Below are 12,456 nucleotides of genomic sequence, written 5' to 3' on the forward strand. Positions count from 1 at the left end.
AGCTGGGACTCTGCCCCCATGGCGCAATGCGAACAATTCACCACACCCGTGGACGCCGTCATCTCCCGTATGCGCGCCCTCCACGCGACCCTGCCCGAACGCGACGGAGTGGCCGTCTTCAACCGCGTCTACCTCACCGTCACGGAGGCCGTCGACCGGCACATCGACGAAGGCCGGTTCACGGACGCGCGAGCGGCGATCACGCTGGACGTGCGGTTCGCGGAGCGGTATCTCACGGCGGTGGAGCGGGCCGAGGACGAGCGGCGTCCGCCCGCCTGCTGGCGGCCCCTGTTCCAGATGCGCCGGCATCCCGGCGTACGTCCGTTGCAGTTCGCGCTCGCGGGCATCAACGCGCACATCGGCCACGATCTGGCGCTCGCCGTGGTGGACGCCTGTCGTAGCCTCGACTGCGAACCGGCCGATCTGGAGGACGAGTTCGACCGGGTGGGTGATCTCCTCGTCTCGCTGGAGGAGCGCGTCCGCGAAGAGCTGATGCCGGGTCCCGACCTGCTCCAGATCGCCGACCCGCTCACCCATCTGCTCGGTTCCTGGAGCCTGGAGCGGGCCCGGGACGCGACCTGGTCGGCGGCGCGGGCTCTGTGGGCACTGCGCCGACTGCCGGATGTCGCCGAGGAGTTCACCGAGCGGCTGGACGCGGCCGTGGGGTTCGCCGGACGCATGATGCTCACGCCGCTGCCGGAGTGATCCGGCCACTCCTGTGACGGGTCCCCTCAACTGGTAGATGAACGTTGTACGTTCGACAGGAGTGGACCTCTTGCGAAGGAGCACAGGCATGGCGACTCGGCTCGGACTGGCACTCCCCCAGAACAGGCAGTACGACCTCGGCAGGGACGTCCCGGACGTGGCACGCGCCGCGGAGGCGGTCGGCTACGAGAGCCTGTGGGTGTACGAGCGGGCCCTGTTCCCCGAGCCGGCCACCCAGGGCCTGTACGGCATCGAGGGCCTGCCCTGGCCGGACGCCTACCGCGGGGTCGCCGACCCGCTGGTCACGCTCACGCTGGCGGCCGCGGCCACCGAGCGGGCCCGGCTCGGCACCAGTGTGCTGGTGGCCCCGCTGCACGTGCCCTTCCAGCTCGCCAAGACGCTCGCCACCCTGGACGCGGCCAGCGGCGGCCGGGTCGTCGCGGGCCTCGGCACCGGCTGGTCGCACGACGAGTACGCGGCGGCCGGGGTACGCCCCTTCGAGGAGCGCGGCCAGGTCCTCGACGAGGTGCTCGAGGTCTGCCGCGCGGTGTGGGGCCCGGACCCGGTGTCCTACGACGGCCGGACCACGCGGATCGCCCCCGCCGTGGTCGGCCCCAAGCCCGCTCGGCCCATCCCGATCCTGCTCGCCGCCGCCACCCCCAAGACACGGCGCCGGCTGGTGGACCACGCCGACGGCTGGATGCCCGTCGCCATGAACGCCGAGTCGCTGGCCAAGCAGTGGCAGGAGGTGCGGGACCTGGCCGCCGAGCGGGGTCGCACGGCGCCGTTGCAGACGGTGGTGCGCACCAACGCGCGCTACACCGCCAAGGGGTACGAGGGCTCCGACCGCACGCCCTTCCACGGCAGCGTCGACCAGATCGTCGAGGACCTGGTGGCGTACGCCGAGGTGGGCCTGGACGAGATCTTCGTCGACCTCCAGAGCTCCGTGCGCGACGCCCAGGAGCTCAAGGACGTCGCGGCGGAGGTGTACGAGAAGGCGCGGGCGGCCGGGATCTGAGCCTCTTCTCGCGGCCTCAGTCCTCGGGCAGCTCGACCGGCGCGATCTCGTCGTAGACGTCGCCCGGCCCCGGGTTGGTCGCGTCGGTCGCCCCGCCGAAGTGGTGCATGACGCCCCAGACCGCGTTCAGCGCGGTCTGGACGGCGCCCTCGGCCCAGCCGGCCGTCCAGGAGATGTCGTCGCCGGCGAGGAAGATGCCCCGCTTGTCCTCGTCCAGCCGGTCCTGCATGAAATGCGTGAACAGGCGCCGCTGGTAGCGGTAGTGGCCGGGGAGGTTGGCCTTGAACGCGCCCATGAAGTACGGCTCGTTCTCCCACGACACGGTCACCGGGTTGCCGATGACGTGCTTTCTGATGTCGACCTTCGGGTAGATCTCGCCGAGCGACTTCAGCATGACCTCCATCCGCTCACTCGCGGACAGCGGCAGCCACTTCAGGCTGTCGTCGCACCAGGTGTAGGAGAGGCAGATGACGGCGGGCTTGTCCGGGCCGTCGTCGAGCAGGTAAGTGCCGCGCGTCATTCGGTCGGTGAGCGTCATCGACATGACGTCCCGGCCGGTCTCCTCGTCCTTGTCGAGCCAGAAGGGCCTGTCCACCGGCACGAACAGCTTCGAGCTCTCCATGTAGTGGGTCCGCTCGATCGCCGTCCAGTGGTCGATCGGGAAGAGCGAGTCGTCGCAGGCGATCTTCGACAGCAGCATCCAGGACTGGGCGGTGAAGACGGCCGCCTGGTAGGTACGGATGTCGCCGTTCGCGTCGGTCACGGTGATCCGGTTGCCGGCGGTGCGGTGCAGCCGGGTCACGGCCGGGCGGGGCTCGCCGTTCTCGTGGAGCTTCGCGAGCGAGGTGCCGTAGGACCAGTGGACGATCTTCTCCGGCTCGCGCTCCCACAGGCGCAGCGGCAGCTGCTGGGAGCCGCCGACGATGCCGCGGTGGTGGTCGTCGGCCTCGGTGTAGACGACCCGCAGGATCTCCAGGATGGAGTTGGGGAAGTCGGTGTCCCAGCCGCCGGTGCCGAAGCCGACCTGGCCGAAGATCTCGCGGTGCCGGAAGGACTTGAAGGCCTCGGAGTCGCAGAGGAAGCCGTAGAAGGTCTGGTTGTCGAGCTTCTCGACGAGCTTCGCCCAGATCTCGCGGATGCGCGGCACGTCCCGCTCGCGCATGGCCCGGTTCATGTCGGAGAAGTCCGCGCCCTCTTCGAGGCACTTGTTCCAGGCCTCGGCGACGTCCCGGTAGACCTGCGGGAGGTCGTCGATGGTCTCGGCGTAGTGCGACTCGCCCTTCAGGTCGACGACGGTCGAAGGCGTCGCCTCGGCAAGGGGGTTGGGGAAGGGCTGGGTCTCCAGGCCGACCAGGTCGATGTAGTGCTGGAGCGCCGTGGAGGACGGCGGGAAGCGCATCGCGCCCATCTCGGCGGTGAGGGCCGGGTCACAGCCCTCGAAGCCGACGGTCCGCAGCCGGCCGCCGATCCGGTCGGCCTCGTACACGACGGGCTTGAGACCCATCTTCATCAGCTCGTACGCCGCCACGATCCCGGAGAGGCCGCCGCCGATGACCGCGACCTCGGTGCCGTGCTCGGTCGCCGGTATCTGGCCGAGCCCCGCCGGGTGGGCGAGGAAGTCGTCGTAGGCGTACGGGAAGTCCGGGCCGAACATGGTGATCGGCGGCTGCTGCTCGTCGGCGTGCTGGACGGCGTTGGGCACCGTGGACGTCATGGGGTGCGGACTCCTTGCACAAACAGGGACTGCGGGGGGAGGGGCGGAGGGGGGCGAGGCTCAGATCAGGGACCCGTAGAGACCGGGGCGGCGGTCCTGCAGATACGGGTTCTCCTCACGGCATGCGCCGAGGAGGACGGGGTCGACGTCGGCGAGGACGAGTTCCTCGGCGCGGCCGGCCCGGGCACGGGCGACCCCGTCGGGGCCGGCGAGGGTGGAGAGGCCGACGAACTCGAACTCCCCTTCCCGGCCGACCCGGTTGACGTACGCGACGTACATCTGGTTCTCGAAGGCGCGCACCGGGATCATCGACTCGGCGACGAACTGGAACGGGTGCATCTGCGCGGTCGGCACGATCAGCAGGTCGGTGCCGGCGAGGGCGTGGGCGCGGACGTTCTCCGGGAACTCGACGTCGTAGCAGATCAGGATGCCGACGCGGACGCCGTCGAGCTCGGCCTGGACGACCTGCTGGTCGCCCGGCGTGAAGTGGTCGCGCTCGAAGCAGCCGAAGAGGTGGGTCTTGCGGTAGTTGGCGAGCCGGGTGCCGTCGGCGGAGATCAGCTGCGCGGAGTTGTAGACCGTCCCGCCCGCCCGCTCCGGGTAGCCGTAGGCGATGGCCAGACCGTGCCGTGTCGCGCTCTCGGCGACGGCGTCCGCGCAGTCGCCGTCGGCCGGCTCGGCGAGCCGTGCGATGTCGTCACCTATCGCGTACCCGGTCAGGAACATCTCCGGAGCGACCAGCAGCCCCGCCCCCGCGGCGGCGGCGCGCCCCACGGCCTCGTCGAGGACCTTGAGGTTCTCGACGGTCGAGCCGGGGCGGCCGGAGCTCTGGAGCAGGGCGGTACGCATGCGTGTTCCTCACCGGGCGGAAGGGGGGGGACGGGAGGGCCGTGTAGGGGCCACGTAGACGGTACGGGCGGCTGAGCAGGGCGGACAAGGAGGAGCCGTTGCGCGTCCGTGAGCGGTTTGTTGCGTGGGTACGCGCGTCGGCGGCGATTCGTTGCGCGCCCTCGGACGGGGGTCCCGTCCTCCTCCGAGAGGAGGGCTCTGCCTGCGTCCCCACCGTGCGGCAAAGGCGGGGTCCCGCCCTCGGTGCGATGTGGCGGGAGCGCGCCGCCGGAAGAGTGATGGCTGTCCGGTTGACCTGCGGAAAGGACCCCAATGAACCGCCGTGCCAAGACCGTCGTACTGTGCCGTGCGCCGCTGATGCTCACCGCCGGAACGGTCGGTCCCGCCGCCACCGCGGCGAACGAACCGCCGCAGCCCGAGGCCGCCGCGCTCACCGGCACCGCCAAGCTGTACCGGACGGCCGGAGACGACATCACGTTCACGTTCGACGCGCACCTCGCCGCGGCGGACAAGGCCGACCCGATGAAGGCCACCGGCGCCTTCGAGTTCAGCCACTACCTGAACGACCGGGGCGCTTGGGCGAAGGCCAGGGTCGACTGTCTGATCACCGGCGGCAAGGCGGGCCAGGAGCCGCCCAGGTGCGTGAGCTCCGCCCCCTTCGAGAAGGTCCAGAAGGGCACCGGCGACTTCACGGTCGTGCCGTGGCAACCCGAGCTCCAGCCAGGGCCAGTGCTGTCACCAGGTAGGGAATCGCGAGTACGGCGAACACCGTGCCGTGTGCCGCGCCCGTGCCGAGCAGCGCGTACAGGCCGAAGGTGGCGACCGTGGCCAGTTCGGTGCCGAGGCTCGCGACGGAGGTGAGGGTGGCCCGGCGGGACTCGTCGATGCGGTGCTGGAGGCGGACGTCGGCGAGCACCTCCGCCACCTGGAACCCGCCGAAGGCGAGGCCCACGAGGGCGATGCCGGCCACCGAGCCCGCGGCGGCTCCCACGGCCAGGGCGAGGGCGGCGGCCGCGAGCAGTACCGCGAACCCGGTCGTGCCGAGGCGTTCGGCCGGCCCGGTCAGGAGGCTTCCGGCGGTGACCGCGGCCCAGATCAGCAGGATCAGGTAGGGGACGGTGGCCTCGGCCACGCCGATGTCCCGGACCAGCAGCGGGGTGTACTCGTCGAGCGCGCCCCACACGGCGGCGACGGCGGGGACCAGCAGCAGCGCACCCCGCACGGAACGGTCCTCGCGGACCTCGGCGAGCCCGGCCCGCAAGGTCGTCGCCCAGCTGTCCTCCCCCTTCTCCGGCCGCTCCCGGTGCTCCGGGAACCGGGTCGCCGTGGCGGCGGTCAGCAGACACGCGAGGACGCTGGCCGCGCCGACGACGGGGTAGCCGCCGAGCGCGAAGGCCGGCCCGGCGAGACCGGCGGAGACCATCGTGCCCACCAGTCGCGCGGCCCGGCCCCGGCCCATCACCCGGGCGTACCGGTCGGCGGCGCCCAGCCGGTCCAGCTCGTCGTACACGAGCGCCTCCAGCGCACCCGAGCCGAGCGCTCCGCCGGCGCCCCACAGCACGAAGCCCACCGCGAAGGCCCAGTACGCAGGGGTGGCGACCCACAGCCCGAAGCCGACGGCGGTGAGCAGCGGACCGATCCACAGCAGCCGACGCCGCGACACGGTGTCCGCCCAGGCCCCCGAGGGAACCTCCAGCAGCACGCCGGTGATCGACCACAGCGCGAACAGGGAGGAGATCTGCCACAGCGACATACCGGTGTCGGCGAACAGCAGCGCGTACACCGGGTAGAGCAGGACGAAGTCGTCGAGGAACGAGTAGCCGTACAGCGTGGCCGTGAGGCGGCGGACGCCGGTGGCGGGCACGCGTGCAGGTGGGAGTGTCATGAGGCCTTCCCGCAGGGACAGTTCGGACGCCGGTGATACGGCGCCCGAGGCGGCCCTCGGGAGGCACGGCTGGTGGATCAATGTCGCCAGGTCATGGCATCGATGGTAGGCGCCCCTGGCGGGATAGTCCCGGCACCTGCCGCCCCCAGGGACGCGGGGCGGTATCGATTTGCGGCTCCGCCGCGTGGGCGCGACCAGCCACAACGAATCAGCAGACGGCCCACGACATGACGAGGCACCCCCCACCCCGCCCGACCCGCGGAGCGCTACGCAGGGGACCCGGAAGAGAACCGCCGCAACAAGGGCGACAGCACCAGCACCGACTTGGTCCGCTCCACGAAGGGCTCCCCCGCGATCCGCTCCAGGACCCGCTCGAAGTGCCGCATGTCCGACGCGAAGACCTGCACGACCGCGTCCGCGTCCCCGGTCACGGTGGACGCGGCCACGACCTCCTGATACCGCTCAAGACCCCGCCGGATCGTGTCCGGCGAGGTGTTGTGGCGGCAGTAGATCTCGACGAACCCCTCGGTCTCCCAGCCGAGGGCCGACGGGTCCACCCGTACGGTGAACCCGGTGATGGCCCCGGTGGCGCGCAGCCGGTCCACGCGCCGCTTCACGGCGGGCGCGGACAGGCCGACGAGTTGCCCGATGTCCGCGTAGGAGCGGCGGGCGTCCTCGGCGAGGGCGTGCACGATGCGTTCGTCGAGATCGTTCAGCACTGCGGGTGGTTCACTTCGCTTCTGGCGTGGTTGCTTGCGTGGCAAGACGGGAACGGCGATAGCCGTACAGGAAGTAGAACACGAGTCCGGCGGCCATCCAGCACCCGAAGACCACCCAGGTCACGGTGTCGAGGCTGAACATGTTGTACGCGCAGAACAGGAAGCCCAGCACCGGCAGTACCGGCCCGAACGGCACCCTGAACGTGCGCTCGAGCTCCGGTCGCCGGTAACGCAGGACGATCACCGCGATGTTGACCAGCGCGAAGGCGAACAGCGTGCCGATGCTGGTGGCGTCGACGAGCTTGCCCAGCGGGATCAGGGCGGCGAGCGCACCGCAGAACACGGACACGATGATCGTGTTGAGCCGCGGCGCACCGGTCTTCCGGTGGACCTTGCCGAGCGCCTTCGGCACCAGGCCGTCCCGGGACATCGCGAACAGCACGCGGGTCTGGCCGTAGAGCACGGTCAGTACGACGCTGGCGATGGAGATCACGGCGCCGAGGGCGAGCAGCGTGCCCCAGAAGCTCTGGCCGCTGACGTCGGTCATGATCGCGGCGAGGGAGGCCTCGGAGCCCTCGAACTTGGTCCAGTTCCAGGCGCCGACGGCGACGCCGGCGACGAGGACGTACAGCGCGGTCACGATGATCAGCGACAGCATGATCGCCCGCGGCAGGTCCTTCTTGGGGTCCTTGGCCTCCTCACCGGCGGTGGAGGCGGCGTCGAAGCCGATGTACGAGAAGAAGAGCGTGGCGCCCGCGGCGCTCACGCCCGCCATGCCGAGCGGCATGAAGTCGGAGTAGTTGCCGGACTTGAAGCCCATGAACCCGACCGCGCAGAACAGCACCAGCGCGGCGATCTTGACGGCCACCATGATCGTGTTGGCGCGCGCGGACTCACGGACGCCGCCGAGCAGGAACACCATCGCCAGCAGGACGACGATCAGCGCGGGCAGGTTGATGATCCCGCCCTCGCCGGGCGCGGAGGACAGCACGGACGGGATGGTGACGCCTATGGTCCCGTCGAGCAGCTCGTTGAGGTACTCGCCCCAGCCGACGGCGACGGCGGCCACCGAGACGCCGTACTCCAGCACCAGACACCAGCCGCAGACCCAGGCGACGAGCTCGCCCATCGTTGCGTACGCATACGAGTACGAGGACCCGGCGACCGGGATGCTGCCGGCCAGCTCGGCGTAGGACAGGGCCGAGAAGAGCGCCGTGAGACCGGCGATCACGAAGGCCAGCGTGACGGCCGGGCCGGCCTCCGGAACGGCGTCGCCGAGGACGACGAAGATGCCGGTGCCGAGGGTGGCGCCGATGCTGATCATGGTCAGCTGCCACATGCCGAGGGAGCGCCGCAGGGACCCTCCCTCGCCCTGGCCGCCCTCCGCGACCAGGTGTTCCACGGGCTTGCGACGTAGCAGGCGCGCGCCGACGCCCGGGGACGCGGGGGCGGCGGTCTGGCTTGGGTTCTGCGGTGGTGCGCCTTGGTCGAGCACGCGCTGGCTCCTTATCGCTGCCGGTCAGGGCGGCAGGGACCGGCGGCGCCCATGCAGCTGGGACCCACCGAGCGGGGTCCCTGCCACGCCACGTACGAGGCGACAGCCTATGAGGAGTGGCGTTGCGGATGAAATGCAGCAACCTTGCGTGTACTCGCAAGATCATTGCGTTCCTGAGAGCTCGGTGGGTGTTCGTTGCGTGGGGACTTTCGACCGTTGCAGGGTGCGGCTCGGTAGGGGCTGGTCGCATGCAGCCGTACCCGCCCCCTTGGGCGAACCGGCGTTGACCGAGCGTCAGCTCCAGCTGGCGTGCAGCGGCTTGCCCTCGGCGTAACCGGCCGCGCTCTGGATCCCGACGACCGCCTTCTCGGCGAACTCCTCCAGGGACCCGGCACCGGCATACGTGCACGACGACCGCACGCCCGCGATGATCGAGTCGATCAGGTCCTCCACTCCCGGCCGGTCCGGGTCGAGGAACATACGGGAGGTGGAGATGCCCTCCTCGAACAGCGCCTTGCGGGCACGGTCGTACGCCGACTCGTCCGACGTACGGTTGGCCACGGCCCGCGCGGACGCCATGCCGAACGACTCCTTGTAGAGCCGCCCGTTGGCGTCCTGCTGGAGGTCGCCCGGCGACTCGTACGTGCCGGCGAACCAGGAGCCGACCATCACGTTGGACGCACCGGCGGCGAGCGCCATGGCGACGTCGCGCGGGTGCCGGACACCGCCGTCGGCCCACACGTGCTTGCCGTACTTCTTCGCCTCGGCCGCGCACTCCAGCACGGCGGAGAACTGCGGCCGGCCGACGCCGGTCATCATGCGGGTCGTGCACATGGCGCCCGGACCGACACCGACCTTGATGATGTCGGCGCCCGCCTCGATCAGATCCCGCACACCCTCGGCGGCGACGATGTTGCCCGCGACGATCGGCACCCGCGGGTCGAGCGCCCGCACGGTCCGGATCGCGGCGATCATCGACTCCTGGTGGCCGTGCGCCGTGTCGATGACGAGCGTGTCGACGCCCGCGTCGAGCAGCTGCTTGGCCTTGCCCGCCACATCGCCGTTGATGCCGACAGCGGCGGCGATACGCAGCTTGCCGTCGGCGTCGACGGCCGGGGTGTACAGCGTGGCGCGCAGGGCGCCCTTGCGGGTGAGGATGCCGGCGAGGCGGCCGTCTGCGTCGACGGCGGGGGCGTAGCGCCGGTTGTGGTGGTCGAGGGTGTTGAAGGCCTCGCGCGGGTCGAGGCCGGCGTCGAGGAGCAGCAGGTCACGGGACATGACCACTTCGAGCTGCGTGAAGCGGTCCACGCCGGACAGGTCGGTGTCGGTGACCACGCCGATCGGCTTGAAGTCGTCGTCGACGACCACACCGGCGTTGTGCGCGCGCTTGGGCAGCAGGGCCAGCGCGTCGGCGACGGTCTGGTGCGGGGCCAGCACGATCGGGGTGTCCAGGACGTGGTGGCGGCTCTTCACCCAGGAGACGACGTCCGTGACGACGTCGATCGGGATGTCCTGCGGGATGACGACCAGGCCACCGCGCCGGGCCATCGTCTCGGCCATCCGGCGGCCGGCGATGGCGGTCATGTTGGCGACGACCAGCGGGATCGTGGTGCCCGTGCCGTCCGGGGAGCTGAGGTCCACGCCCTGCCGCGAGCCGACAGCGCTGCGGCTCGGGACCATGAAGACGTCGTCGTACGTCAGGTCGTACGCGGGCTGGATGTCATTGAGGAAACGCACGTGCTGCACATCCCAGTCGATCAGAGGTGGCCCCCGGACAGGTCAGCCAGGGGAGAAGAGCACGTACTTCATTGTCCCATGCTGACCGGATCGCGCTGCACGGTCGCTTCATACGAGCAGGTCAGAGGGGCGTTAGGAGGATCCTCCGAGAGCGAGCATGACACTGAGCGACGGCGCCCGGTCCACGGCCGCGGAGAACACCTCCTGGGCGATCTCCCACTCCTCGGGCCGCGCCTTCGCGTACGGCTGCCAGTTCCGTACGACGACGAGCAGCCCGTCCGCGGCGTCCTTGGGCCACACGGAGGGGTCGGAGAGGCTGTCGGCGAGGGCGTCCCAGTTGCGGCCGAACCAGTCGGGGAGCTCCAGGGTCAGGGCACAGCGGTCCATCAGGGACGCCTTGTCCGTCACCCCGTCGAGGTCCAGTGTGACCGCGAGGTCCGTCATCTCAGTACCGCCAAGTCCGTAGTGCTCGTAGATGAACGAAGGGGGCGGCCACCGGGCCACCCCCCTGCTGACATACCGTCACTGTCCGTCCGGGTCGGCCCTGTTGAGCGTCGACCTCGGGGTCGGCCCCGCCGTCATCAGCACGTCGGCCGCCGACGTGTCCGTCACCAGGCTGGTGACGAGCCCGGAGCGCAGCACCGCGTCGATCGCGGCGGCCTTGCGCGCACCGCCGGCGATGGCGACGACCTCCGGGATACGGCGGAGCTGGTCCGCCTTGACCGTGATGCACCGCTCTCCGAGGTCCCGTCCGACCCGGCGTCCCTCGGTGTCGAAGAGGTGCGCGGACATCTCGGCGGCGACGCCGAGCGAGGCGTAGTGGGCCCGCTCCTCGTCGCTGAGCATGTCGTGCACCGTCGAGATGCCGGGCTCCCAGGAGCCGATGGAGACACAGGCGACCGTGACCTTGTCGAAGTACTCGAAGGCCCGGGCGATTCCGGTCTGGTGGCGCAGCGCCGCCGCGGTGGCCGCGTCCGGCAGCAGCATCGGCGCGTAGATCGGGTGGGCGTCGCCGCCGGAGACCTGAGCGGCCCGCCGTACGGCCTCCACCGAACCGCGCTCGGCGGTCCCGGCGTCGTACACGCCCGTCAACTGCACGACCGTGCAGGGCGGCAGCCGGTCGAGGGCGGCCGCCATGTGGATGGTGGAGCGGCCCCAGGCCAGGCCCAGCACATCCCCCTCGTTCACCAGCTCGCCGAGCAGGTCGGCGGCCACTTCTCCCAGGTTCTCGGGGTCGGGCGTCTCCTCGGCCTCGGCCGGGGACTCGACCACGACGGCGTGCCTGAGGCCGTAGCGGGCGCGCAGCGCGTCCGAGCGCTCCGCGTCCAGCTCGGCCGGCACACGGATCTCGATGCGCACCAGATCCCGTTCGAGAGCGGTCTCCAGGACCCGGGCCACCTTGAAGCGGCTGACGCCGAACTCCTCCGCGATCTGGATCTTGGACTTGCCCTCAAGGTAGAAGCGGCGGGCCATGGCCGCCGCCTGCACCAGCTCAGCGGGTCCCATCCGCATGGCTGACCGGCCCGCCGACATACCCGACACGGCGATCTCCTCACTGCTGTTCACACTCTGGATTCGCCGTTCATCCTTGCAGATCCGGCGCTCTTGATCCGCCCTGATGGGCGCCGTTCACGTTCCCTTGGCTCAGTGGTCGCATGCCCAGGCGGCGGTCTTCGTGACCGCCTCCGCCTGAGCACGCAGCCCACGGACCGCTTCGGCCGGGTCCTCGGCCCCGTACACCGCCGAACCGGCGACGAACACATCGGCACCCGCCTCGGCACATCGCTCGATGGTCGAGGCGGAGACTCCGCCGTCCACCTGGAGCCACAGCTGAAGGCCGTGCTTGCTGATCAACTCGCGGGTGCGGCGAATCTTCGGAAGCATGATGTCGAGAAACGCCTGACCACCGAAGCCCGGCTCGACCGTCATGATCAGCAGCATGTCGAGTTCGGGGAGCAGATCCTCGTACGGCTCGACGGGTGTCGCGGGCCTGAGCGCCATGGAGGCGCGGGCGCCCTTGGCCCGGATCTCCCGGGCCAGCCGCACCGGTGCCGCGGCGGCCTCGACATGGAAGGTGACGGAGGAGGCCCCCGCTTCCACGTACTGGGGCGCCCAGCGATCGGGGGCCTCGATCATCAGATGGCAGTCCAGCGGAGTGTCCGTCGCACGGGCCAGGGACTCTACGACCGGCACGCCGAGCGTGAGGTTCGGGACGAAATGGTTGTCCATGACGTCGACGTGGAGGTAGTCGGCTCCTTCGACCGCCTTCGCCTCGTCCGCGAGGCGAGCGAAGTCGGCGGACAGGATGCTGGGGTTGATCTGCACGGCCATGAC

11 protein-coding genes and 1 pseudogene are annotated in these 12,456 nt (G+C 70.5%); 3 read left to right on the forward strand and 9 right to left on the reverse strand.

The window, feature by feature from the left end:
• Positions 1-18 precede the first annotated feature (18 nt).
• Entirely contained in the window at positions 19-705 is a 687-nt protein-coding gene (locus AQJ67_RS30370) for a DUF5995 family protein (RefSeq protein ID WP_062722543.1), read from the forward strand.
• Positions 706-793: 88 nt separating this feature from the next.
• Positions 794-1,723 carry an LLM class F420-dependent oxidoreductase gene (locus AQJ67_RS30375; protein ID WP_062722544.1) on the forward strand — a complete coding sequence of 310 codons (930 nt, stop codon included), beginning with the start codon at positions 794-796 and terminating at the stop codon, positions 1,721-1,723.
• A gap of 16 nt (positions 1,724-1,739) precedes the next feature.
• Here the strand turns inward: AQJ67_RS30375 and AQJ67_RS30380 are convergent, their stop codons facing one another.
• A complete protein-coding gene (locus tag AQJ67_RS30380; RefSeq protein ID WP_062722545.1) occupies positions 1,740-3,437 on the reverse strand; it encodes a flavin monoamine oxidase family protein in 1,698 nt (565 codons plus the stop codon).
• Positions 3,438-3,497: 60 nt separating this feature from the next.
• Positions 3,498-4,286 (reverse strand): carbon-nitrogen hydrolase family protein, encoded by a 789-nt coding sequence (locus AQJ67_RS30385; protein WP_062722546.1) that lies wholly within the window; start codon positions 4,284-4,286, stop codon positions 3,498-3,500.
• 312 nt (positions 4,287-4,598) lie between these two features.
• Between AQJ67_RS30385 and AQJ67_RS49645 the strand changes: the two are divergent.
• Positions 4,599-5,003: pseudogene (locus AQJ67_RS49645) on the forward strand (Repetin); the annotation flags it as partial.
• Here the strand turns inward: AQJ67_RS49645 and AQJ67_RS30390 are convergent.
• From AQJ67_RS30390 to rpe, 7 genes are all read right to left on the reverse strand, one after another.
• Positions 4,975-6,171, reverse strand: a complete 1,197-nt coding sequence (locus tag AQJ67_RS30390; protein ID WP_062722547.1) for an MFS transporter — start codon at positions 6,169-6,171, stop codon at positions 4,975-4,977. The pseudogene AQJ67_RS49645 and the gene AQJ67_RS30390 overlap by 29 nt on opposite strands.
• A gap of 266 nt (positions 6,172-6,437) precedes the next feature.
• A complete protein-coding gene (locus tag AQJ67_RS30395; protein WP_062722548.1) occupies positions 6,438-6,890 on the reverse strand; it encodes an Lrp/AsnC family transcriptional regulator in 453 nt (150 codons plus the stop codon).
• 10 nt (positions 6,891-6,900) lie between these two features.
• Positions 6,901-8,385, reverse strand: coding sequence for an amino acid permease (locus AQJ67_RS30400; protein ID WP_062722549.1), 1,485 nt, complete (start codon positions 8,383-8,385; stop codon positions 6,901-6,903).
• Between the two features lie 294 nt (positions 8,386-8,679).
• Complete coding sequence (locus tag AQJ67_RS30405; RefSeq protein ID WP_062722780.1) at positions 8,680-10,122, reverse strand: GuaB1 family IMP dehydrogenase-related protein; 1,443 nt, start codon at positions 10,120-10,122, stop codon at positions 8,680-8,682.
• Positions 10,123-10,254: 132 nt separating this feature from the next.
• On the reverse strand, positions 10,255-10,566 hold the full coding sequence (locus AQJ67_RS30410; RefSeq protein WP_062722550.1) for a barstar family protein: 312 nt from the start codon (positions 10,564-10,566) through the stop codon (positions 10,255-10,257).
• Positions 10,567-10,644: 78 nt separating this feature from the next.
• On the reverse strand, positions 10,645-11,688 hold the full coding sequence (locus AQJ67_RS30415; protein ID WP_048581054.1) for a sugar-binding transcriptional regulator: 1,044 nt from the start codon (positions 11,686-11,688) through the stop codon (positions 10,645-10,647).
• 78 nt (positions 11,689-11,766) lie between these two features.
• Positions 11,767-12,453 carry a ribulose-phosphate 3-epimerase gene (gene rpe, locus AQJ67_RS30420; protein WP_062722551.1) on the reverse strand — a complete coding sequence of 229 codons (687 nt, stop codon included), beginning with the start codon at positions 12,451-12,453 and terminating at the stop codon, positions 11,767-11,769.
• Between the last annotated feature and the right edge of the window lie 3 nt (positions 12,454-12,456).

Source organism: Streptomyces caeruleatus, from assembly GCF_001514235.1.
GTDB classification, from domain to species: domain Bacteria; phylum Actinomycetota; class Actinomycetes; order Streptomycetales; family Streptomycetaceae; genus Streptomyces; species Streptomyces caeruleatus.